The sequence below is a fragment of the Halorubrum ejinorense genome, assembly GCF_039522565.1.
In the GTDB taxonomy this organism is placed as follows: domain Archaea; phylum Halobacteriota; class Halobacteria; order Halobacteriales; family Haloferacaceae; genus Halorubrum; species Halorubrum ejinorense.
Genome location: NZ_BAAADQ010000003.1, coordinates 128,768 through 151,335, shown reverse-complemented (window position 1 = coordinate 151,335; position 22,568 = coordinate 128,768). Strand labels below are relative to the sequence as shown.

Genomic DNA, 22,568 nt, shown 5'->3' with positions numbered 1-22,568 from the left:
GTCGGTCACTCCTCCACGACGACCGTCCCGAACATCCCGCCCTCGCGGTGCGGGATACAGACGTACTCGTAGACGCCCGGGACGGTGAACGTGTGTTCGAACCGGTCGCCGCTCTCCAGTAGCCCGCCGAAGTCGGCGTCCCACGCCGTCTTCGCGGACTGGTAGTCGTCGAATCCGCCCGAGGCGAAGAACTCGGCGGCGTCCGGGATGCCGCCCTCGGTGGCGGTGACGGTGTGCCCCCGCGCGCTCGTGTTCTCCCAAATGACGGTGTCGCCGGTCGAGACCGTGATCTGTCGGGGTTGGTACGCGGCGGCGAGCATGCCGACGTCGTAGTCCGGTTCGCCGCCCACGCCCGCGCACCCGGCGAGACCGACGGTCGTCGCCGCGCTCCCGACGGCGCCGGCCCGTCGAAGGAACCGTCTCCGGTACATACCATGACTCGGGGCCTGAGCCGTTTCAATATCGCGGTCGCCCCCGCCGACTGGGAAGGAGTGCTCGCCGGCCGCGGGTCGGTCTCAGCCGCCGACCAGTTCCTCGAAGACGCGGCGCTGCGCGGCCGCGAGGTGCTCGGAGAAGGTGGCCCGGGCGATACCGATCGCGTCGGCGACCTCGGTCGCGCTCGCCCCGCGGGGGTGTTCGAAGTAGCCGAGCCGCTGTGCGGTGCGGACGACCTCGCGCTGTCGCTCCGTGAGCCGCGCGCGGTCGACGACGACGGGGTCCGACCGGGTGTCCGCCCCGCCGGAGCGCGTGAGCCGTTCGAGCCGCACCGACCCGCCGGTCGCCTCCAGCGCGTCGACGACGTCGCCGAGGGGGTCGGCGGTGGGCAGCGAGAGCCCGAGCCGGACCCGATCGGGCGCCGTCCGGACCGAGACGGTCGAGACCGGGTAGCCGAGCGACTCGACGGCGTCGGCCGGGTACGGACCCGTCGCTCGGCTCCGACACCGGTAGACGAACTCGCCGCCCCCGTCGAAGACGAGTTCGGCGTCGACCGCGCTGTCGGCCCGGAACTGCGAGACGACCGCGTCGTCGACGCGCACGCGGTCGACGTCCTCCGCGACCGCTCCAGGCGGCAGCGCCTCCGCGACCGGGGCGGGAGCCGGGTCGCGGACGACGAGCTCGACGCGGACCCCCGCGTCCCCGGACGCGCCGCGCGGCGTCTCGGAGGGCCCGGCGCTCGCGTCCGTCACGGTTCCCCCGTCGTCCGTCGCGGCGTCGACCGCGGCGGCGTCGACCCGGTCGGCGCGGCCGGCGGCGTCGGCGCCGGTCGACCCGGAGCGCAGGCGGTCCACGGAGCCGGAGTCGGACGACTGTGACCGCCGTTCCATACATCGATCGTGTGTTCGGAGCCGGAAAAAAAGCGAGCCGAACGAGTAGGCGTCCGCCCGCCGCGTCGGCGGTCCTCATAAAGCCCCGTCGAAAGTTGGCAACCGCTCACACGGCCCGAGTGCGTACTGGGCGTATGGGCGATGACGCACTCCGAGGGCAGTCGATCGGGGTGGTAGGCGGCGGGATCGGCGGGCTCTCCGCGGCGGCCTACCTCGCGGCCGCCGGCGCGGAGGTGACCGTGTACGAGCGCGGCGAGCGCGTCGGCGGCGTCGCCGGCCGACTCGAAGTAGACGGGTTCCAGTTCGACACCGGGCCGTCGTGGTACCTCCTTCCGGACCTGTTCGAGCGCTTCTTCGACGACTTCGGGCGGTCGCCGGCGGAGTTCTACGACCTCGCGCGGCTCGACCCGCACTACCGCGTGTTCTGGGACGACGGCGACCGCGCCGACGTGCCGGCCGATCCCGCGGCGGCCGCCGACCTGTTCGAGTCGTACGAGGAGGGGGCGGGAGCGGCGTTCCGACAGTACCTCGCCGACGCGGAACAGGCGTACGACGCCGGGATGGAACGGTTCGTCCTCCCGGGTCGGTCGCGGTTCCGCGACTACCTCTCGCTGGACGTGCTCGCCGGGGGGCGGGAGCTGGACCTCCTCTCCAGCCTCGACGAGACGGTGCGCTCGTACGTCGACCACCCGAAGCTCAGGCAGCTGCTGGAGTACACGCTCGTCTTCCTCGGGGGATCGCCGCACAACACGCCGGCGCTGTACCAGCTCATGAGCCACGTCGACTACGGGCTCGGCGTCTACTACCCGATGGGCGGGATGTACGAGGTCGTCGAGGCGGTCGAGACGGTCGCCCGCGACACCGGCGCCGACGTCCACACCGGCGTCGAGGTGACGGGGTTGGACCCGCTCGGCGACGGAATCGAGGTCGAACTCGGCGGCGACCGCTACGTCCACGACCGGGTGGTCTGTAACGCGCCGCCGGCGCACGTCGAACGCGAGCTGCTCCCGGAGGGGACGGTCCCCCGGCTCGGCGACTACTGGGAGCGGCGGACGTACGGGCCGGCGGCGCACCTGCTGTACCTCGGCGTCGAAGGAGAGATAGAGGAGTTGACACACCACACGCTCGCGCTCCCGACCGACTGGGACCCGCACTTCGCGGCGATCTTCGACGACCCCGCGTGGCCGACGGGAGAGACGGAGCCGGTCGTGTACGTGAACGTCCCGTCGCGGACCGACCCCGCGGTCGCGCCGGACGGCCACGAGGCGGTCGTGACGCTCGTGCCGCTCGCGCCCGGCCTCGACGACACGCCGGAAAACCGGGCCGCGCTCAGGGATCGCGTCCTCGACGCGGTGGCGTCGCGGACCGGCGTCGACCTCCGCGACCGGATCGTCGTCGAGGAGTCGGCGTGCGTCTCGGAGTTCGCGGAGCGGTTCGACCAGCCGGGCGGGAGCGCCCTCGGACTCGCGCACACGATGCGCCAGACCGGACCGCTCCGCCCCGGACCGCGCGTTCGAGGAACCGACCGCCTCTACTACGTCGGCGGAAGTAGCAATCCCGGGATCGGCGTGCCGATGTGCCTGCTGGGCGGCGAACACTGCGCGGCCGCGATCGAGGCGGACGTTGCCGGCGGGCGGTTCGACCGGCTACCGCTTGTTGGACGCTGAACGGCGTGTTCGTAAATTCTCGTCCAATTTTGGTACAGAGAACAAGAATATTTCTAATAATCCGGCACAAGATGAGAATCCGTAAGAAAAGCCTTACCTGTCAGGTTGGTCCTTTTAATTGATACGTTACGTACCCGGGGACGTTACATGCTCGAAACAGCAGCGGCCGACGTACTCGCGCAGGGAATCGTCCCGCTCGAAATGACACAGACCGAGATATTCGAATACATTCAGGCGGACGCGCTGTTGAGCGCCTCGCTGTGGGTGAACATCGCTCTCGCGGGCCTGTCGATCCTCGCGTTCGTCTATATGGGGCGGAACGTCGAGGACCCGCGCGCGCAGTTGATCTTCGTCGCGACGCTGATGGTCCCGCTGGTATCGATCTCCAGTTACACCGGGCTCGTCTCCGGGCTCACCGTCAGCTTCCTCGAAATGCCGGCCGGACACGCGTTGGCCGGGGCGGGGACCGGACCGAACGGCGGCGTGTTCACCCCGTGGGGGCGGTACCTCACGTGGGCGCTGTCGACGCCGATGATCCTCATCGCGCTCGGCCTCCTCGCCGGCACGAACATGAGTAAGCTGTTCACCGCCGTGGTCGCCGACATCGGAATGTGTGTCACCGGTCTCGCCGCCGCGTTGACCACGTCCTCGTACCTGCTGCGCTGGGTCTGGTACGGGATCAGCTGTGCGTTCTTCGTCGTCGTCCTCTACATCCTGCTCGCCGAGTGGGCCGAGGACGCCGAAGTCGCCGGCACCGCGGACATCTTCAACACGCTGAAAGTCCTCACCGTGGTCCTCTGGCTCGGCTACCCGATCTTCTGGGCGCTGGGCGCAGAGGGGATCGCGGTGCTCGACGTCGCCGTCACCTCGTGGGCCTACAGCGGGATGGACGTCATCGCGAAGTACCTCTTCGCGTTCCTCCTGCTGCGGTGGGTCGTCAACAACGAGAGCACGGTCGCCGCCATGGCCTCGGGCCTCGGCTCGGCCTCTCGCGGCGGCGCGGCTCCCGCGGACGACTGACGACGCGGTTTCGGTCGGCGTTTTTTTCAGTCGCCGCTCGCCAGCCGAAGCCGCGGCGGTCGAGAGAAAAGCGCTAAACCCGCGGCGGCGGTGGAGACGGTATGAAACAGGCGATCGTCGCGCGCGCTGACATCGGGATGGGCGAGGGGAAACTCGCCGCCCAGGTCGCGCACGCCTCGCTGTCGGCGTACCAGGACGCGGGCCGACGGACGCGGAAGAAGTGGCAGGGGGAGGGACAGAAGAAGGTCGTTCTCAAGGCGAACTCCGAGGGCCAGCTGTTCGAGCTGGCCGACAAGGCCGACACCGAGGGACTGCCGTACGCGATCGTTCGGGACGCCGGCCACACCCAGCTAGAGCCCGGCACCGTCACCGCGCTCGCGGTCGGGCCGGGGCGCGACGAGACCGTCGACCGCGTGACGGGCGACCTCTCGCTGTACTGAATGGCCCCCGAGTACACCCTCCGCGAGGCGCACCCGACGGAGCGGGCGGTCGGGATCGAACACTACGTCAGCGGCGCCGAGGGGATCGGCGGGCGGCTCCGCGCCAGCCCCGAGGACTTCCGCGTCCGAGAGGTCGAGGCGTTCGACGCGGAGCCGCTCGACGCCGACGTCGGGAGCTACCCGGAGCTCGTCGTCCGCGTCACGCTGCGGGATTGGGACACCAACGACTTCGCGCGACGGGTCTCCGACGCGCTCGGGATCAGCCGCGAGCGCGTCTCGTGGGCGGGGACGAAGGACAAGCGCGCCGTCACCACGCAGCTGTTCACCCTCCGCGGCGTCGACCACGGGGACCTCCCCGAGATCCGCGGGGCCGAGATCGAACCGCTCGGGCGGGCGGGCCGGCGGCTCTCCTTCGGCGACCTCGCGGGCAACGCCTTCGACATCCGGGTGGCCGACACCGTCGACGAGGCCCCCGAGCGCGTCGCCGACGCGGCGAGAGACCTCCGGGCGTTCGCGGGTGACGACTCCGATGGCGACCCCCTGACCGACGCGACCGTCGGCGTCCCGAACTACTTCGGCCAGCAGCGGTTCGGGAGCCGACGACCGGTCACGCACGTCGTCGGCCTCGCCGTCGCCCGGAACGACCCGCGCGAGGCGGTCCGCCTGTACGCGGGCAACCCGGCCGAGACGGAGCCCGACGACACCCGGGCCGCGCGCGACCGGGTCGACGCCGCCTTCGGCGTGGACGCCGCCGTCGCCGAGGGGGGCGTCGCGACCGGCGGCGACGACGCGGAGCGTTCCGCGGCCGACGGCAGCGGCGACGGCGACTGGAGCGGCTGTCTCGACGCGATTCCGGGCAAGCTCCGGTTCGAGCGCTCCATGGTCCACCGGCTCGCCGACCGCGACGTCGACCCCGCCGCGCCGCCGGACCACGACGACTGGTGGCACGCGCTGGAGGCGGTGCCGTCGAACCTCCAGCGGCTGTTCGTCAACGCCGCCCAGTCGTTCTGCTTCAACCGGATCGTGAGCGAGCGGCTGCGTCGCGGGCTCCCGTTCGACCGCCCCGTCGCCGGCGACGTGGTCTGTTTCGCGGACGACGACGCGCCCGACGGGCTGTACGCGCCGGACACGGACCGGCTCCAGCGGGTCGACGCCGACCGCGTGTCGGTGGTCTCGCGCCACTGCGAGCGCGGACGGGCGTTCGTCACCGCGCCGCTCGTCGGCACCGAGACGGAACTCGGCGACGGCGAACCCGGGGAGATCGAGCGTGAGGTCCTCGCCGACGCCGGGATCGAGCCGAGCGACTTCGCGCTTCCCGGCGAGTTCGACTCGAAGGGGACCCGGCGGGCGCTCCTCCTCCGGACCGACCTCGACGCGTCGTTCGCGGGCGGCGACCCCCGCTTCGAGTTCGCGCTCCCGAGCGGCTCGTACGCGACCGTGCTGCTACGCGAGTTCACGAAGAGCGGCCCGCTCGACCTCTGAGGAGGGGGAGTCGGTCGCGCGGGATCGAGCCGTTTGATCCACGTCTGTGTATTTCGAGAGTCGTTCAGTCACCGGAACCACCACGATACTGCGTTCGTTCCGAGCCGCTTTTGTGCGGGTGCCGTCAATCGGAGCCATGACTCGGATCGTCGTCATCGACCTCCACGGCCAGTTCACGCACCTCGAACGGCGGGCGCTCCGCGACATCGGCGTCGACACCGAGATCGTCTCGGCGGACGCGCCGGTCGACGAGGTGGAGGCGGACGGGATCGTCCTCTCGGGCGGCCCGGACATGGACCGCGTGGGCAACGCGCCCGAGTACCTCGACCGCGACCTCCCCGTCCTCGGGATCTGTCTCGGCATGCAGCTGATCGCCGCCGAACTCGACGGCACCGTCGGTTCGGGCGACTACGGCGGCTACGCCGACGTCGACGTGGAGATCGTCGACGAGGAAGACCCGCTCGTCGGCTCGCTCGCGCCGGAGACGCGCGTCTGGGCCTCCCACGCCGACGAGGTGACGGAGCTTCCCGACGGGTTCGCCCGCACCGCCACCTCCGACGTCTGCGGCATCGAGGCGATGTCCGACCCCGACGCGGACCTGTACGGCGTCCAGTGGCATCCGGAGGTCGCACACACCGAACGCGGCGAGGAGGTCTTCGAGAACTTCGTCGCGATCTGCGAGTCGACGTAAGCGCTCGGCGCTCAGGGTCCGAGCCGCGCGGTCAACACCGGAACCTCGCTGTGTCGCACGACCCGCTCGGCGACCGACCCGGCGGTGAGGAACCGTCCCACGCCGGTCCGGCCGTGCGTTCCCATCACGATCAGGGCGGCGCCGTAGTCGGTCGCGGCGTCGAGGATCTCCTCGTGAGGGCGACCCCGTCGGAGGTGTTTCTCGACCCGGACGCCCCGTTCGGCGCCCGCTGCGCCGACAGCGTCGAGCGCCCGCTCGCCGCGCTCCTCCTCGCGCTCGACGATCATGTCCCACCTGTCCGCACCCGCGGTCATCTCGTCGACCACGAACAGCGCGTGTATCTCCGCGTCCGCCAGGTCGGCGAGGGAACACGCGTGCTCGACGGCCGCGTCGCTTCCCGGACTCCCGTCGGTCGGACAGAGGATCGCGTCGTACATCGCAAGGCGGCCGCTTCGTCCGTCTCAGAGCCGATACCGTCGGACGTGCTCGGTCCCGCAGCTCGGGCACTCCCGGCGGTACTCGACGGTCGCCCCCGTAGTGGCCGCCTCCCACTCGCTCGCGTCGTCGACGAACCCGCACTCCTCGCAGGCGTGCGACCGCTCGTCGAGACGCGCGCGCAGCCGCTCGAACGCCGACCTGCCGCCGCGCTTTATTGACATGCGCTAACAGTTCCCACGCAGGTGGCTAATAGCTATCGGTGGTCGAGTGCCGCAGGGACGAGACGGCCTGCGCGCGCCGGTTTCGGTCGGAAACCGTGCGGAAACGCGTGGAGACGTGGCTGAGCGTCGGCTCGTGGACCGTAGAAAACGAGAGGAGACGGCCACCTACTCCGCGAACAGCTCGTCGACCGCCTCGCCGGCGGTCTCGGCCGCCTCGCGGGCGACCTCGTCGGGGTCGGGGTCGTCGGGGGCGTTCAGGTAGACGTCGACGTCGAGCACGCCCTCCTCGAACGTCACCGTGACGTCGAGGTCCGTCACCGCCGACTGGTCGTAGTGGGCGAAGACGACGCCCTCCGCGGCTTCCGCCGCGGTACGGACCACTTCCTCGTCCGTCGGCTCGTCGCTCATCGCTCGCTTACGCGCCGCCCGCGCCCGGACCGCCGGGACCCATCGGACCGCCGCCGCCCGCGCCGCCCTGGAGCATCTGCTGGAGCTCGCTCTGGAGGTCGTCGAACTGCTCTTCGACGCGCTCCTCCTGTTTTTCGAGCTGCTCGACGCGGACCTCGAGCGAGTCGACCTTGTTCTCGAGGTCGTCGTAGGCGGACTCGTAGTCCGTCTCGACGAGGACCTCGCCGATCTCGCGGTACATTCCGGCGTCCTCGTCGACGTCTTCGAGGGCGTCGAGGGCCGTCTTCGACTCGTTGAGGGCGCTCTGCGCCTGCTCTCGCTGTTCGGAGACCTGCTGTGCTGTCTCCTGAAGCTCCTGCAGTTCCTCGATCTTCTCCTGTGCCTCGGGCGGCATGTTCCCTTGCATGGGCGGACCGAGGCGGCCCGGACGGAAAAACCCCCGACTTCTCCGACGACGGGGCAGCCGGGGGGTAGAGCCCCGGAAAGGCGTGTTAACGGCAGTCTCACTCGACACTCATTCGCGTTTCGCACCGACGCGTTCGGCGACGGAGACGAGTCGCGACCAACTGTTGACGCCGGCGCGCAGCGCCACGAGGTCGTCTGCGCGGACGCGGACGCGGACCGCGTCGCCCTCGCGGTCGACCGTCGCGGCCGACCGGGCGTCGTCGATTTCGCCGACCTCGGGGCCGAGGGCGGCGGCCACGAGGCGAGCGCGGCGCTCGGAAGGGTAGGTGAACGAAAGGAGCGTCTCGTGTGCGCGCGTCGCCGTCACGGGGGAGAAGACCGCGTTACTCGACGTTGACTTCTTTCATGCCGCCGCCGCGCTCCTTCAGGAGGACGCGGTGGCCGCAGTACGGACAGCGCACGCCGCCGTACTCGTCGAGGGTGACGTCGCGCTTACAGCGGGAGCACTTGTAGCTCATCGCCTTACTCCTCGTCGGCGAGCGCGGCGCGGATGGAGCGGCGGACGGTGCGACCGCCGGGCGTCTCGGGGCGGTACGCGCCGCCGGTGAACGTCTCGCCGGTCTCCTCGTTGACCCAGATGCCGGTACCCTTACGCTTGACGTCGTCGCCGTCGACGGTCGCGTTGCGCATCTCCTCTTCGATGTCCTGAACACGCTTGCGGGCGACCCGGCCGTAGCGAGCCCCGAATCGGCCCGCGCTCCCGGTGCTTCGTGCCTTGTCCTCAGCCATAGTAGCCACTTCTACCGCCAGCGCGGGTAAAAAGGCTACGAGTTGGGGCGGTCGGTGACGGTGGCGGGAATCCGGACGCGACAGCGACAGTCGGCGTAGCGATGATACTCAATCGGCAACGCGAATGCGGTGGCGCGTGCCTGCGAGCGGTCGCCCTCGGCGACCGCGAGGAGCGCCGCGCGAGGGAGTCGCGACCGGAGGGAGCGACGAGGCTGGGGAGGTGTGAGGCTGCGGTGCTGTCCGGGGCGGGACTCGAAGGGGCAGCCGCGAGGGCGAAGGCGCGCGACGCAAGGACCGAAGGAGCGAACGAAGTGAGCGACGAGGACCGAAGGAGCGAACGAAGTGAGCGACGAGGACCGAAGCGAGCGCACCGAGCCCTCGCGACTTGGGCTTTGGCGGTGTACGCCGCCGTGCTACCGGTACGTCATGTGAATACGACCGAGTCCCGACCGCAACGCCTTTCACAACCTAGTAATACTACCAAGTTGTATGAAAGGATTCGACGGCTTCAGCGACGTGAGCGAGACAGACGTGACGAAGGCCATCGGGAACGAGTGGACCGATGGGTTCCTCGATTTCACCGACTCCGACGCGATCGTTCTCGGCGGCGGTCCCTCGGGACTGATGGCCGCGAAGGAGCTGGCCGAGCGCGGCGTGAAGGTGATGATAGTCGAGAAGAACAACTACCTCGGCGGCGGGTTCTGGCTGGGTGGATTCCTCATGAACACCGTGACCGTCCGGGACCCCGCACAGGAGATCCTCGACGACCTCGACGTCGAGTACGAACCGGTCGACGACGTGGACGGCCTCTACACCGCGGCGGGACCGGAGGCCTGTTCCGGGCTGATCAAGGCGGCCTGTGACGCCGGCGCGCGCGTCCAGAACATGACCGAGTTCACCGACCTCGTCGTGCGTGACGACCACCGCGTCGGGGGGATCGTGATGAACTGGACGCCCGTCCACGCGCTCCCGCGCGAGATAACCTGCGTCGACCCCATCGCGGTGGAGTCCGACCTGGTGATCGACGCGACCGGTCACGACGCGGTCGCGATCAGCAAACTCGACGAGCGCGGCGTCCTCTCGGCGCCGGGCATCGAACACGCGAAAGAGCACAACACCGGGATGGACCAGACCGGCGACGGCGAGTACGGCGCGCCCGGTCACGACTCGCCCGGCCACGACTCGATGTGGGTCGACGAGAGCGAGGACGCGGTCGTCGAACACACCGGCGTCGTCCACGACGGCCTGATCGCCTCGGGGATGGCGGTCGCGACCGCCCACGGGCTCCCGCGGATGGGCCCGACGTTCGGCGCGATGCTCGTCTCCGGGAAGCGCGCCGCACAGGCCGCCCTGGACGAGCTGGAGGTGGACGCGCCCGAGGTGTCGCTGTCGACCGGCAGCGCGCCCGCACCCGCCGACGACTGATACCCCACCGCTGACGCTCCGGCAACCCTCCCCTTCGACGCCTCAATCTATCAGCGATCACTGACTACCCCCAGATAGCCTGCGAACTCCTCCAAAGCCCCAGCCGCGAGACCGCCGTACGCTCGCTGTCGTTCGAGACGCCTCCGGCGGTCTCGCGACTGCCCCTTTGAGTCCCGCCCCGACCGCACCGCAACCGCAGCCTCACACCTCCCCACCCTCGCGGCTCCCTCCGCTTCGCTCCGGTCGCCGCGTCCCTCGCGCGTGCTGCTTCGCGGCCACCGGTGGCGGCCGCTCGCAGGCACGCGCCACCGCACCGCTCTTGATAGCTAAGATTCCTTCGCAGTTCCCGATTCCGGCCGTATCGCGGCCGCTCGGGCGACTGTCACGAACGTTTACTCGGTGGCGACGCAACCGGATGCCTTTTTCCGGCCCTGCGTCGAACCCGGCGGTATGCGAAACGCCAAGATCGTCTGTACGATCGGTCCCGCCTCGGACGACCGGGACACGATCCGCGGCCTCGCCGACGCGGGGATGTCCGTCGTCCGGCTCAACGCCAGTCACGGGACGACCGACCACCGGGAGACGGTGATCGAGCGCGCCCGCGAGGTCGACGACGAGATCGACGACCCGCTCGCGGTGATGGTCGACCTGAAGGGCCCGGAGGTCCGGACCGCCGAGATCGACGAGCCGATCTCGCTCGCGAGGGGCTCCGAGGTCACCTTCCTCGAAGGCGACGAGGCCACGCCCGAACGCGTCGGCCTCACCCACTCGATCGGCGCCGCTGGCCCGGGCGACACCATCCTGCTCGACGACGGTCGGATCGAGTGCCGCGTCGAGCGCGTCGACGGCGAGTCCGTGGTCGCGACGGTCGTCTCCGGCGGGAAGCTCGGCTCCCGCAAGGGCGTGAACCTCCCCGGCGTCGCCATCGACGTGGACCTCATCACCCCGGAAGACGAGGCCGAACTCGACCTCGCGGCCCGGGCCGACGCGGACTTCGTCGCCGCCTCGTTCGTGCGCAACGCGGACGACGTCTACCAGATCGCCGACGAGCTCGAGGCCCGCGGCGGCGACGACATCCCGATCGTCGCGAAGATCGAGCGGGCGGGGGCGGTCGAGAACTTGGAGGGGATCGTCGACGCCGCCGACGGCGTGATGGTCGCCCGCGGGGACCTCGGCGTGGAGTGTCCGCTGGAGGACGTGCCCGTGATCCAAAAGCGGATCATCCGGACCTGCGTCAACGAGGGCGTCCCCGTCATCACCGCGACGGAGATGCTCGACTCGATGGTCTCCTCGCGGCGGCCGACGCGCGCCGAGGCCTCCGACGTGGCCAACGCGGTCCTCGACGGGACCGACGCCGTGATGCTGTCGGGCGAGACCGCCATCGGGGACGACCCCGTGAACGTCGTCGAGACGATGGACCGGATCGTCCGGCAGGTCGAGTCCAGCGACGAGTACGCGGAGACGCGCGAGCAGCGCGTCCCGACGGCCGACGAGGGGTCGCGCACCGAGGCGCTGGCGCGCTCGGCGCGGTACCTCGCGCGCGACATCGGGGCCTCGACGGTGGTCGCCGTCTCAGAGTCCGGCTTCACCGCCCGGAAGACCGCGATGTTCCGGCCGGGCGTCCCCGTGGTGGCGACGACGCCGAACGACCGCGTCCGCCGACAGCTCGCGCTCTCGTGGGGGGTTCGCCCCGTGTTGACCGAGTACGCCCACGACATGGAGGCGGTCCTGGACAACGCCGTCGACGCCGCCCTCGACACCGGCGGGGCCGAGTCGGGTGACACGCTCGTCGTCCTCTCCGGCATGCTCACCGAGTTCGAGGGGACGAACACGACGAACACCCTGAAGGTCCACGTCGCCGCCGAGACGCTCGTGACCGGGAAGGCGGTCGTCGCCGGCCACGTCGCCGCGCCCGTCCACCGGACCGCGGACGGCGACCTCGACGCGCTGCCGGAGGGGGCCGTGATCGCGCTCGGCCCGGACTTCGACGGGGAGTTCTCCGGCGACCTCGACCGGGTCGCCGGCATCATCGACGCCCGGGAGGGGATGACCGGCTACCCCGCCGTTGTCGCCCGCGAACTCGGCGTCCCGATGGTCTCCGGCGCCCACCTGCCCGAGTCGGTCGCGGACGGGACCACGGTGACCCTCGACGGCGAGCGCGGCGTCGTCTACGACGGCGACGTCCTCCGGGCGGCCCGCAACCGGTAAGATCGGTCAGCGGTTCGGGGTGTCGCATCCGGCGGTCACCCCACCCGTCAGTCATTTACCCGCGACTCGCGTAGCCGCGGCCATGAGCGACGACGACGCCGACGGCGACACGCGCAGCCGGGCGAACGAGACCCGGACCGACGACGCCGACGGCGAGGGATGGCGGTTCGCGGTCGACGAGGTCGGACCCGACGGCGTCACCGAGGACACGCACACCCCCGAAGACGTGCCGATCGAGCCCGGCGACGTCGAGGTCGAACACGCCGTTTTCATCGTTCTCGGCGTCGCGATCACGGTCGGCGTGCTGTTCGTCGGCCTCTGAGCGCGGTCGGCCCCGGAGCGGCCGGCGGCGCCGGCGACGCGGGCGGGGCCGGCCGGTCCACTCGGGCTGTCGCGGCCGGAAAACGACTCGCACCACAACTTATCACGCCGGGGCCGTAGGGGCGAACATGGACGCGCTCGCACAGTCCGGGCTCATCTCGCCGGACACCCTCCCGCTGCTGCTTCTGACCGCCGGGCTGCTGCTCTCGATGGCGGAGGCGCTGGCGCCGGGCGCGAACTTCATCGTCGTCGGCATCGCGCTCATCGGTGCGGGCCTCGGCGGCCTGGTCCTCGCATCGCTCGGCGTCGCCGGGGCGTTCCTCACGCTGTTCATGGCCCTGCTGACGCTCGTGTTCGGGGCCGCCGCCTTCTACGGGTACCACGAGTTCGACCTCTACGGCGGGAAGGGCCAACAGCAGACGAGCGACAGCGACGCGCTGAAGGGGAAGACCGGCACCGTCACGGAGCGGGTGACCCCGACCGGCGGCGAGGTGAAACTCGCCGGCGGCGGCTTCAACCCGCACTACTCCGCCCGCTCGATGGAGGGGGCGATCGAGGAAGGCGAGGAGGTGATGGTCGTCGACCCCGGCGGCGGCAACGTCGTCACCGTGGAGTCGATGGGGTACGTCGAAGACGACATCGACCGCGAGCTGGCGGCCGACCGCGCTCGGAAGGCCGCGGCGAGCGAGGCCGGGGAAGGGACCTCGGTGGACGCCGACGACGAGGACGCCTCGACGGACGCCGTCGACGAGTCCGATCCGGAGACCGAGTTGGAACGAGAGTGAGGCCGGCGCGATCGAGCGAAAAGACACTTACTTTCGACTGAGAACCGTCAAGTCGTGCCCTCCCCGCTCGCCGCCCTCATCCGTCCGTTCGGCGCCCTTCTCGACCGCGTTCGCGGCGCCTTCCGCGGCCGCGACGCCGCCACGGTCGCGGTCGCGACCCTCGTGCTCGTCACGATCGGAACGAGCGTCGGTATCCTCGCGCTCGGCGCCGTCTTCGACGCGACCGTCGACCGGCAGGTCACCGTCGACAACCCGGACCGTCCGCCCGAGTCGACCTGCGAGACGTTCGGCGACGACGCCGACTCCGCGTTCGACGAAGCGTGCGACGAGCCGGCGCGGATCGAGGTCGACGCCGGTTCGGAGCTCCGGGAGGCCGCGGCCGGCTACCTCCACTACGGGCTGCTCGGCGTGCCGCTCTGGTGGGGGCTGTTCGCGCTCGCGCTCCACGCCGGCGCGCTGGTCGCCGGCGGGTCCGGGTCCGTCGGCGACAGCTTCGTGATCGCCGGCTGGGCGCTCGTCGGCGAGCTGCTCCGGGTGATCGCCGGCGTCGCGGCGATCTGGTACACGCTCTCGACCGCGACGCTCACGGGAACGACGATCGAGGCGCTCACCCGGGAACTCGTGGCCGCGATCACGACCGCGACCGGTCCCCTCCTCGTCGCGTCCGCGGTGGCGATCGGGATCCAATGGTTCGTCGTCGTCGGGGGGTTGGAGGCCGAACACGACCTCGACCGCGCGAGCGCGGCGGGCGTGGCGACGCTCTTCGCCGCCGTCGCGCTCCTGATCGCGGCGGCCTGAACGAGCCGGAACGACGGCGTCGGCCGCGGAACGACGACCGGGCGCCCGCGGATTCGGGAGTTTTTAACCCGCCGGCGCTCCCCCTCTCGGTATGATCCTGTCGGACGCCGACATCCTCGACCGGCTCGCCGAGGGCGACCTGGCGATCGAGCCGCTCGACGACGTCGACCAGCAGGTCCAGCCCGCGAGCGTGGACCTGCGGCTCGGCGAGCGCTTCCTGGAGTTCCAGCGCACCAACATCCCCTGTATCCACCCGACCGACGCGGGCGAGGTGAGCGAGTACGTCACGGAGACGACCGTCCCCGAGGGCGAGGAGTTCATCCTCCATCCCGGCGACTTCGTGCTCGGGACCACCGTCGAGCGCGTCGCGATCCCGGACGACCTCGTCGCGCACGTCGAGGGGCGGTCCTCGCTCGGCCGGCTCGCGATCGTCGTCCACGCGACCGCCGGCCTGTGTGACCCCGGCTACGAGGGGCAGATCACCCTCGAACTGTCGAACCTCGGGACCGCGCCGGTGGCGCTCTCGCCGGGCATGCGCGTCTCGCAGCTCACCTTCACGGAGCTGAAACGCCCCGCCGACCGCCCGTACGGCGCCGAGCGGGGGTCGAAGTACCAGGGGCAGGACGGACCGCAGGCGTCGCGGATCGGCGACGACCCAGAGTTCACGGGGAGGGGCGGGGACGGGCGGGACCCGTCGGGCGGTGATCGGGAATGAGGTTCATCGAGGAGGTCGTCGTCGACGAGTTCCTCCCGACGGTCCGCTCGATGCTCGCGGAGGACCTCCGCGACCGCGGGTTCACCCAGTCGGAGGTCGCCGACGCGCTCGGCATCTCGCAGTCGGCCGTCTCGAAGTACGCCGCCGGCGACGTGGCCCGACACGGTCGGATCGTCGCGGACGAGCGCGTGCGCGACCTCGTCGAGCGCGTGGGCGAGGGGCTGGCGAGCGGCGACCTCACGCCCGTGGCCGCGCTCGTCGAGATCGAGGTGCTGATCCGCCAGCTGGAGGAGGGGGACCTCCTCGCCGACCTCCACGAGGAGGCGATGCCGGCGCTCGCCGAGGCGGACGTGGAGTTCTCCGTCCACGACCCGGACAGCGGGCTCCGCGAGCGCGAGCGCGTCCTCACGTCGGTGCGCCGCGGGCTCCGGACCCTGACGAACGCCTCGGGCTTCGCCGGGCTCATCCCGAACGTCGGCGCCAACGTCGCGGAGTGTCTCGCCGACGCCGCGACGGTCGACGACGTGGCCGCCGTCCCCGGGCGGCTCGTCGACGTGAAGGGCCGGGCGATGGTCCCCGGCGAGCCGGAGTTCGGCGTCAGCGAACACGTCGCGACGGTGCTGCTCGCGGCTCGGGAGGGCGGCGCGGACGTCCGCGGCGCGGTCAACCTCCGGTACGACTCCGAGACGGTCGACGCGCTCGCCGCCGACCACCCGACCGTGGAGTTCGACGCGGAGCGACCGACCCGCGAGGCGGTCGCCGACGCGGTCGCGGGCGCCGACCTCCCCGCCGACGCGGACGCGCTCGTCTGCTACCAGACGGGCGCGGTCGGCGTCGAGCCGATCATCTACGTCCTCGCGCCGACCGCCGCCGATGCGGCCCGGATCGTCCGCGGCCTGCTGTGAGCCACCGAGGCGAGTGGTTTTATTTCCCGCGACGACGAACGATCGGTCGTGACGCGACACCGGCGGCTCGGGATGCGGATGCGCTCCTTCTAGCGGCGGGTGGACCCGTCGCGTCGGCGCCGACCGGTAACGCGGTCGACGACGGCGCGGCGGCGAATCCCGTCGCCTTCCCGTAGCGCTCGGGCCGCCGGCGACGAGACGCGATCGAGACCGCCGCCATCGCGTGAGCGGGACGCTCCGCGGACGGCCCCGAACCAGCGGGCTTTAGACCCGATCGACCGACACACGACATACACACACCACATGAGCCACGACGACTTCCCCACCGACCACCCGGCGGTGGTGACCTGTGGACTGCCGTACGCCAACGGCGACCTCCACATCGGCCACCTCCGCACCTACGTCGGCGGCGACGTGTACAGCCGCGCGCTCGAACGACTCGGCCAGGAGACCGCGTTCGTCTCCGGCTCGGACATGCACGGGACGCCCGTCGCGGTCAACGCCGAACAGGCGGGGGTCTCCCCCGAGGACTTCGCGCTCGACTGGCACGAGCAGTACGCCGAGACGTTCCCGAAGTTCAACGTCGACTTCGACAACTACGGCCACACCCACGACGAGACGAACACCGAGATCACTCAGCAGCTCGTCCGCGACCTCGACGAGGCCGGCCACCTCTACGAGAAGGAGATCATGGTCGCGTACGATCCCGTGGACGACCAGTACCTCCCGGACCGGTACGTCGAGGGCACCTGCCCGTACTGCGGCGCGCACGCCCGGGGCGACGAGTGCGACGAGGGGTGCCAGCGTCACCTCGAGCCCGGCGAGGTCGAAGAGCCCGAGTCCACGATCACCGGCAACCCCGCCGAGTACCGCGAACGGACCCACCAGTTCTTCGCGGTCTCCGAGTTCGCCGACTACCTCACCGGGTTCCTCGACCGGCTCGAAGGGACCTCGAACGCCCGGAACCAGCCCCGCGAGTGGATCGAACAGGGGCTTCAAGACTGGTGTATCACCCGCGACATGGACTGGGGGATCGACTACCCGGGCGGCGAGGCGACGGAGTCGCCTCGTGAAGGCGGTGAAGCCGCCGACCCCCAGGACCTCGTCTTGTACGTCTGGGTCGACGCCCCGATCGAGTACATCTCCTCGACGAAGCAGTTCACCGAGCGCGTCGGCGCCGACGCCTTCGACTGGGAGACCGCCTGGAAGGAGGGCGCGAGCGACGCGCACCCGGAGGGCGGCGAGATCGTCCACGTGATCGGCCGCGACATCATCCAGCACCACACGATCTTCTGGCCCGCGATGCTGGAGGCGACCGACCACGCCGAACCGCGCGCGGTGATGGCCAGCGGCTTCGTCACGCTCGGCGGGAAGGGGTTCTCGACCAGCCGCGACCGCGCCGTCTGGGCCGACGAGTACCTCGACGAGGGGTTCCACCCCGACCCGCTGCGCTACTACCTCGCGACCAACGGCGGGTTCCAACAGGACGTGGACTTCTCGTGGGAGAAGTTCGCCGAGCGCGTGAACACCGAGCTCGTGGGCACCGTCGGCAACTTCCTCTACCGCTCCCTCCTCTTCGCCCACCGCAACTACGAGGACGGCCCCGACGCCGACGCGCCGAGCGGCGACGTGGCGGCGCGGATCGACGAGGCGGTCGACGAGTTCGCGGCCGCGGTCAACGACTACTCCGTCCGCGCGCTGGGCGACGCCGTCACCGGTCTCGCCCGGTTCGGCAACGAGTACATCCAGCGCAACGAACCGTGGAAGCTCGTCGACGAGGAGCCCGACGAGGCCGAACAGGTCATCTACGACTGCGTCGCGGTCGCGAAGGCGATCGCGGTCCTGTTCGAGCCCCTGGCCCCCGAGAAGAGCGAGCGGCTCTGGGCCCAGCTCGGCGAGCCCGGCTCCGTCCACGACGCGACCGTCGAGGCGGCCCGCGGGGGGCCGGCCGGCGACCTGAACGAGCCCGAGGAGCTGTTCGAGCAGATCGAAGACGAGCGAGTGGAGGCGCTCAACGAGAAGCTCGAAGCGCGCGTCGCCGAGTCGGAGAGCGACGACGACGACGACGGCGACGATGGCGACGCGGCCGACGAAGGCGGTGAAGACGACGCGGGCGACGCGGCCGAAACGACCGACGACACCGACATGACCGACATCGAACCCATCAGCGACGACCGCATCGGCTTCGAACAGTTCCAGGACCTCGACATCCGGGTCGGTCGGATCGAGGCGGCCGAGGGGATCGAGGGCGCCGACGACCTGCTGAAGCTCAGCGTCGACGTCGGCCCGGAGACGCGGACGATCGTTGCGGGCCTCAAGCAGCTTCACGACATCGACGATCTGCCGGGTACGAAGGTTATCGTGCTCGCGAACCTGGAGAAGGCGGAGCTGTTCGGCGTCGAGTCGAACGGGATGGTGTTGGCCGCCGGCGAGGAGGCCGATCTCCTGACGACCTTCGAGGACGCCGGGCCGGGCACGAAGGTGAAGTGAGGCGAACGGGCGGCGAGACCGCGCCGCTCAGGCGTCCAGCACTTCGATCAAGTTCCCCTCCGGGTCGCGAACGAACAGGACCGTCGTCCCGCTCGCGGTCGTCCGCGGCGGGCTCAGCGTCTCCACGTCGTCGGCGAGGTCTGCGTGGAACGCCTCGACGTCGTCGACCGTGAGGCCGAGGTGGGTCGCGCCCGGTCGGTTCAGCTCGGGGTCGGCGGTCGGCTCGCCGGTCGGGTCGTACGCGACGAGCTCGACGACCGCGTCGCCCGCGTCGAGGTGCGCGAACGAGGCGGACGCGTCGTCGACGGCGACGGCCTCGGCGAAGGCGTCGCCGCCGACCGAGAACTCGGCCAGCACGTCGAGGTCGAACGTCTCGGCGTAGAACTCGACGGCGCGGTCCAGATCGGCGACGGTGATCCCGACGTGGTGCGCTGTTGGGTCGGACACGGGTGAGCGCTCGGCCAGGGGCGGCAAAACGGTGTCGAGTCAGAGCCCGAACAGGCGAGCGGCGAGCCCCGCGAACGCGATCAGCGCGCCGAGGACGAACGTGCCGGGGATCGGGAGGACGAACACCACCGCGCCGAGGATGATGAGAACCGTTGACAGCCTCATTGTCACCACCATGAGACCTCGTCGGATAGGTATTGTGCCGGGAGCGTCCGCCCCACCGAAACGACCAACCGGGAGCCGCGAGAGGGTGGTCACATGTACGTGGTCGTCAACGCGGCCCAGAGCGTCGACGGGAAACTCGCCAGCCGCCGCCGGGAACAGCTCCGGATCTCCGGACCGGAGGACTTCGACCGCGTCGACCGCGTCAGGGCGGCCGCGGACGGGGTGCTGGTCGGCGTCGGGACCGTCCTCGCGGACGACCCGCACCTCACGCTCGACGAGGAGGACCGCCGCGTCGAGCGGCTACGGAACGGACGGTCCGGCGATCCCGCACGGGTCGTCGTCGATTCCACCGGTCGGACTCCGGTGGACGCCCGGATCTTAGACGACGCCGCGACGACGTACCTGCTCGTCTCGGGCGCGACCGACCGGGAGCGCCGGGAGGAACTCGCCGACGCCGGCGCGGAGGTGATCGTGGCCGGCGAGGAGCGCGTCGACATCGCGACCGGGCTCGATCGGCTCGCCGACCGCGGCGTCGACCGCCTGATGATCGAAGGGGGCGGCGAGGTCATCTTCTCGTGTTTCGAGGCGGGCGTCGTCGACGAACTCCACGTGTACGTCGGCTCGCTGGTGATCGGCGGGCGCGACGCGCCCACGCTGGCGGACGGCACCGGCTTCACCGAGGGGTTCCCCGATCTGACGCTCACCGAGACGGAGCGGCTCGACGACGGCGTCGTCCTCTCGTACGCGGTCGAGGGAGACGACGGGCCGTGACCGGCGACGAGGGGGCGCGACCGGGGTCGCCCGCGGCGGACGGGGGACCCCCACAAAGTATACCACGCTCCGCCCCTCGCCACCGCGCATGGTGACCGAGGAGTTCACGGGAGCGCTCTCCGCGCTCGCGAACGAGACGCGGGTGAAGATCCTCAGGGCGCTGGCCGACGCCGACGAGTCGCTGTCGTTCACCGAGTTGAAGTCCCGCGTCGGCGTGACCGACCCGGGTCGGTTCAATTACCACCTGAGCGAACTGCTAGACCAGTTTGTCAGGGAGAGCAGCGAGGGCTACGCGCTGACCTATCGGGGCGAGGGGCTCGTCGTCGCCGGCGGGTCCGGCGTGTCGGTCGGCGAGTCCGATCTGGCCGGCGAGACGTCCGACTGCCCGGTCTGCGGCGAGGCCGACTGCGACCGGCTCGTCCACGTCCACCTCGCCGCGGGCCCCTGACGGCCGCGCGATCCCGGTCCGCCGTCCGCCTCAAGACGGTAGCGCGTTCCCTGCCCGTCGGCCGTCTCCAGACGGACGCCCGTCCCGCGACGTGTCAGATCGTTTTATGAAAAGTGTTTCTAAAATGACTTATTTCGCTTCGGGGACACGGTTCGTGTATGCGGACCACACAGGTCACGTTTCGGATGCCGCTGGACGCGGAGCGGCGGTTCCTACGGACGTACATGCCGCCGGCGCTCGATCGGCTCGACGCCCGCGACGACGTGGTGTCGGCGTACTTCTGGCGGTTCGGCGACACCGCCACGCACGAGCCGCCGGTCGAGCTCGCGGGCGGCACCGTGGTCGACGGCGGCGGCGCCATCCTCGTGGTGACGGGCGAGCCGGACGCGGCGGCCGCGATCGACGCCGAGCGCCCGCATTGGGATCGATGCCGGGAGCGGGGACTGCTGGAGACCGTCGACGTGCTGCCGTGGACGGAGGGCCCGTACGAGAACGCCCGCGAAAAGATGGTCGACGGCTTCGGCGAGCGGGGCGGAGACCTCGTCTTCCGGCTCCGGCCGATAATCTCGCGGACGACAGCTGACCTGCTGCGGGAGTTCGAGGAGGACCTCCCCGCCGTCGGCGAGCCGACGGACGCGAACCCGAAACCGGTCGGCGACTGGGTGCTGATCCACTACCTCATGAAACAGAACGGACACGACTGGGACGACGAGGTAGACGCCTGCTGCGAGGCGATCGCGAACCGTGCGCAGTCGCTGACGCACTTCTACGACGAGGAGCGCGGGCGGGAGTCGCTGGACCGGGCCATCGAGACGCTGGAGGCGGTCCGGACCGAACTGCTCGAGACGGCCGGATCGTCGGCGGAGTGAGCGGCCCGGACGACGGGATCACCGGCCGGGTACCCCGTCGGACCGCCCGTGCGTCCCGAATCGCGGCCGTCGGCCCGCTGGGAAACGGCGTGTGAACCGTAACCACGGAAATCCTGGGGTACACGCTCCGTGGCACCGGTACGCACGAAAATCACCGAAGTATTTATATGGCATCCAGAGGTAGTTAGCGGTACCAGAACGCCTCTGGCGCTGGTGGAATCGCACGCTGAAATGAACGGAAGTTCTTGCCGACGGCCCGACGCACCACAGCGAGCGTCCGCTATCGCCGGAGCGGTGATGGAGAGATAACAAATGGTAACGAAAGAAGAAGTCATTGAGCAGTACGACGTGGAACCGATGGACGAGGCGGACAACGTGGACCTTTCTGAAGACGACTTGGAGAACGGCTCCAAGGGCCAGCTCATCAAACGAGCCGGTCAGCTGCGAGACCGACGCAACGAGCTGAACCAGATGGCCTCCGAGCGCGCCTCCAAGCGCGACGACCTCAACGCGAAGACTCGCGAGAAGGTCGACGAGGCCCAGGAACACCGCGAGAACCGCGACGAGCTCAACGAGCAGGTCCAGGAACACAAGGACAAGCGCAACGAGCTCAACGCCGATGCCAACGAGCTGTTCGACGAGGTCGAGGAGCTCAAACAGGATCTGGAGCTCGGCTCCGGCAAGTCCATCGAGGAGCTCAAAGAGGAGATCGAAGACCTCGAGTTCCGTCAGCAGACGGAGGTCCTCGACGCGGAAGACGAGCGCGAGCTCATCGAGAAGATCGACGACAAACGCGAGAAGCTCGCCGAGAAGAAGGAGAAGGTCGACGACACGAGCGAGCTCGACGAGCTCGTCGAGGAGGCCGAGGAGGTCCGCTCCGAGGCGTCCCAGCACCACCAGAAGGTGACGGAGCTCGCGGACAAGGCCCAGGAACACCACAACCAGATGATCGAGGCCTACCGAGAGGCCGACGACATCCGTGACGAGGCCGACGAGATGCACGAGCTGTTCGTGGAGGCGCAGGAGGCGGCCGACCGCCACCACGAGGACTTCGTGCGCGTCCAGAAGCGCCTGCGCGAGCTGGACAAGAAGGAGGAGGAAGAGCGGAAAGACGAGCGCGCCGAGAAGCGCGAAGAGGAGAAGGAAGAGGCCGAGGAGATCTATCAGAAGTTCAAGGAGGGCGAGACGCTCGACACCGAGGACCTGATGAAGCTCCAGAAGACCGGCCTCCTGTAAGCCGGCCGACAGCGCGGTTCGACGGCGATTTTCTGCGGTTTTTCTAACGGCGAGCGCCGCGAGCGTCGGTCGAAGCGACGCCGAGCGCGACGACCGGGA

28 protein-coding genes are annotated in these 22,568 nt (G+C 70.2%); 17 read left to right on the top strand and 11 right to left on the bottom strand.

Annotation, left to right across the window (positions count from 1 at the left end; all coding sequences use genetic code 11):
• Positions 1-5: 5 nt before the first annotated feature.
• Both ABDZ89_RS05205 and ABDZ89_RS05200 read right to left on the bottom strand, forming a co-directional pair.
• Entirely contained in the window at positions 6-431 is a 426-nt protein-coding gene (locus ABDZ89_RS05205; protein ID WP_343777220.1) for a plastocyanin/azurin family copper-binding protein, read from the bottom strand.
• 84 nt (positions 432-515) lie between these two features.
• The gene (locus tag ABDZ89_RS05200; RefSeq protein WP_343777219.1) at positions 516-1,325 is read right to left on the bottom strand and encodes a helix-turn-helix domain-containing protein; all 810 of its coding nucleotides are present in this window, start codon (positions 1,323-1,325) and stop codon (positions 516-518) included.
• A gap of 134 nt (positions 1,326-1,459) precedes the next feature.
• Between ABDZ89_RS05200 and ABDZ89_RS05195 the strand changes: the two genes are divergently transcribed.
• From ABDZ89_RS05195 to ABDZ89_RS05175, 5 genes are all read left to right on the top strand, one after another.
• Complete coding sequence (locus ABDZ89_RS05195; protein WP_343777218.1) at positions 1,460-2,992, top strand: phytoene desaturase family protein; 1,533 nt, start codon at positions 1,460-1,462, stop codon at positions 2,990-2,992.
• 201 nt (positions 2,993-3,193) lie between these two features.
• On the top strand, positions 3,194-4,012 hold the full coding sequence (locus ABDZ89_RS05190) for a bacteriorhodopsin (protein ID WP_343777386.1): 819 nt from the start codon (positions 3,194-3,196) through the stop codon (positions 4,010-4,012).
• 101 nt (positions 4,013-4,113) lie between these two features.
• Entirely contained in the window at positions 4,114-4,452 is a 339-nt protein-coding gene (gene pth2 / locus ABDZ89_RS05185; protein WP_343777216.1) for a peptidyl-tRNA hydrolase Pth2, read from the top strand.
• Positions 4,453-5,934 carry a tRNA pseudouridine(13) synthase TruD gene (truD, locus tag ABDZ89_RS05180; RefSeq protein ID WP_343777215.1) on the top strand — a complete coding sequence of 494 codons (1,482 nt, stop codon included), beginning with the start codon at positions 4,453-4,455 and terminating at the stop codon, positions 5,932-5,934.
• 136 nt (positions 5,935-6,070) lie between these two features.
• A complete protein-coding gene (locus ABDZ89_RS05175; protein WP_343777214.1) occupies positions 6,071-6,625 on the top strand; it encodes a GMP synthase subunit A in 555 nt (184 codons plus the stop codon).
• 11 nt (positions 6,626-6,636) lie between these two features.
• On the opposite strand, the gene ABDZ89_RS05170 is transcribed toward ABDZ89_RS05175, so the two are convergent.
• The 7 genes from ABDZ89_RS05170 to ABDZ89_RS05140 form a co-directional block, all read right to left on the bottom strand.
• A complete protein-coding gene (locus tag ABDZ89_RS05170; RefSeq protein WP_343777213.1) occupies positions 6,637-7,062 on the bottom strand; it encodes a universal stress protein in 426 nt (141 codons plus the stop codon).
• A gap of 24 nt (positions 7,063-7,086) precedes the next feature.
• Positions 7,087-7,284: an HVO_0649 family zinc finger protein gene (locus ABDZ89_RS05165; RefSeq protein ID WP_343777212.1), complete on the bottom strand. Its 198-nt coding sequence runs from the start codon at positions 7,282-7,284 to the stop codon at positions 7,087-7,089.
• 165 nt (positions 7,285-7,449) lie between these two features.
• On the bottom strand, positions 7,450-7,692 hold the full coding sequence (locus tag ABDZ89_RS05160; protein WP_343777210.1) for a DUF3194 domain-containing protein: 243 nt from the start codon (positions 7,690-7,692) through the stop codon (positions 7,450-7,452).
• Between the two features lie 7 nt (positions 7,693-7,699).
• Positions 7,700-8,086: a prefoldin subunit beta gene (locus ABDZ89_RS05155; protein ID WP_343777385.1), complete on the bottom strand. Its 387-nt coding sequence runs from the start codon at positions 8,084-8,086 to the stop codon at positions 7,700-7,702.
• A gap of 120 nt (positions 8,087-8,206) precedes the next feature.
• Positions 8,207-8,464: a KEOPS complex subunit Pcc1 gene (locus tag ABDZ89_RS05150; protein ID WP_343777209.1), complete on the bottom strand. Its 258-nt coding sequence runs from the start codon at positions 8,462-8,464 to the stop codon at positions 8,207-8,209.
• A 16-nt stretch (positions 8,465-8,480) separates the two neighbouring features.
• Complete coding sequence (locus tag ABDZ89_RS05145) at positions 8,481-8,615, bottom strand: DNA-directed RNA polymerase subunit P (RefSeq protein WP_007998131.1); 135 nt, start codon at positions 8,613-8,615, stop codon at positions 8,481-8,483.
• A gap of 4 nt (positions 8,616-8,619) precedes the next feature.
• Complete coding sequence (locus ABDZ89_RS05140) at positions 8,620-8,886, bottom strand: eL43 family ribosomal protein (RefSeq protein WP_343777206.1); 267 nt, start codon at positions 8,884-8,886, stop codon at positions 8,620-8,622.
• 489 nt (positions 8,887-9,375) lie between these two features.
• Here ABDZ89_RS05140 and ABDZ89_RS05135 point away from each other — a divergent pair, with 489 nt between their 5' ends.
• From ABDZ89_RS05135 to metG, 8 genes are all read left to right on the top strand, one after another.
• Complete coding sequence (locus ABDZ89_RS05135; protein ID WP_343777204.1) at positions 9,376-10,311, top strand: sulfide-dependent adenosine diphosphate thiazole synthase; 936 nt, start codon at positions 9,376-9,378, stop codon at positions 10,309-10,311.
• Between the two features lie 450 nt (positions 10,312-10,761).
• Positions 10,762-12,519 (top strand): pyruvate kinase, encoded by a 1,758-nt coding sequence (gene pyk / locus ABDZ89_RS05130; protein ID WP_343777202.1) that lies wholly within the window; start codon positions 10,762-10,764, stop codon positions 12,517-12,519.
• A gap of 82 nt (positions 12,520-12,601) precedes the next feature.
• Positions 12,602-12,841, top strand: a complete 240-nt coding sequence (locus tag ABDZ89_RS05125; RefSeq protein ID WP_343777200.1) for a DUF7312 domain-containing protein — start codon at positions 12,602-12,604, stop codon at positions 12,839-12,841.
• Positions 12,842-12,968: 127 nt separating this feature from the next.
• Complete coding sequence (locus ABDZ89_RS05120; RefSeq protein WP_343777198.1) at positions 12,969-13,625, top strand: NfeD family protein; 657 nt, start codon at positions 12,969-12,971, stop codon at positions 13,623-13,625.
• 54 nt (positions 13,626-13,679) lie between these two features.
• Positions 13,680-14,423 carry a YIP1 family protein gene (locus tag ABDZ89_RS05115; RefSeq protein WP_343777196.1) on the top strand — a complete coding sequence of 248 codons (744 nt, stop codon included), beginning with the start codon at positions 13,680-13,682 and terminating at the stop codon, positions 14,421-14,423.
• Positions 14,424-14,514: 91 nt separating this feature from the next.
• Positions 14,515-15,138 (top strand): dCTP deaminase, encoded by a 624-nt coding sequence (gene dcd, locus ABDZ89_RS05110; protein ID WP_343777195.1) that lies wholly within the window; start codon positions 14,515-14,517, stop codon positions 15,136-15,138.
• Positions 15,135-16,043, top strand: a complete 909-nt coding sequence (locus tag ABDZ89_RS05105) for a thiamine-phosphate synthase family protein (protein ID WP_343777194.1) — start codon at positions 15,135-15,137, stop codon at positions 16,041-16,043. Before dcd ends, ABDZ89_RS05105 begins: the two co-directional genes overlap by 4 nt.
• A gap of 303 nt (positions 16,044-16,346) precedes the next feature.
• On the top strand, positions 16,347-18,533 hold the full coding sequence (gene metG / locus ABDZ89_RS05100; RefSeq protein WP_343777192.1) for a methionine--tRNA ligase: 2,187 nt from the start codon (positions 16,347-16,349) through the stop codon (positions 18,531-18,533).
• Positions 18,534-18,560: 27 nt separating this feature from the next.
• On the opposite strand, the gene ABDZ89_RS05095 is transcribed toward metG, so the two are convergent.
• Entirely contained in the window at positions 18,561-18,980 is a 420-nt protein-coding gene (locus tag ABDZ89_RS05095; protein WP_343777191.1) for a VOC family protein, read from the bottom strand.
• Between the two features lie 39 nt (positions 18,981-19,019).
• Positions 19,020-19,145 (bottom strand): hypothetical protein, encoded by a 126-nt coding sequence (locus ABDZ89_RS05090; RefSeq protein WP_343777189.1) that lies wholly within the window; start codon positions 19,143-19,145, stop codon positions 19,020-19,022.
• A gap of 93 nt (positions 19,146-19,238) precedes the next feature.
• Here ABDZ89_RS05090 and ABDZ89_RS05085 point away from each other — a divergent pair, with 93 nt between their 5' ends.
• The 4 genes from ABDZ89_RS05085 (at position 19,239) to ABDZ89_RS05070 (ending at position 22,469) form a co-directional block, all read left to right on the top strand.
• Entirely contained in the window at positions 19,239-19,916 is a 678-nt protein-coding gene (locus ABDZ89_RS05085) for a 2,5-diamino-6-(ribosylamino)-4(3H)-pyrimidinone 5'-phosphate reductase (RefSeq protein WP_343777187.1), read from the top strand.
• Between the two features lie 88 nt (positions 19,917-20,004).
• Positions 20,005-20,364 (top strand): ArsR/SmtB family transcription factor, encoded by a 360-nt coding sequence (locus ABDZ89_RS05080; RefSeq protein ID WP_343777185.1) that lies wholly within the window; start codon positions 20,005-20,007, stop codon positions 20,362-20,364.
• Between the two features lie 158 nt (positions 20,365-20,522).
• The gene (locus ABDZ89_RS05075; protein ID WP_343777184.1) at positions 20,523-21,233 is read left to right on the top strand and encodes a hypothetical protein; all 711 of its coding nucleotides are present in this window, start codon (positions 20,523-20,525) and stop codon (positions 21,231-21,233) included.
• A gap of 312 nt (positions 21,234-21,545) precedes the next feature.
• Positions 21,546-22,469 carry a coiled-coil protein gene (locus ABDZ89_RS05070; RefSeq protein ID WP_343777182.1) on the top strand — a complete coding sequence of 308 codons (924 nt, stop codon included), beginning with the start codon at positions 21,546-21,548 and terminating at the stop codon, positions 22,467-22,469.
• Positions 22,470-22,568 lie beyond the last annotated feature (99 nt).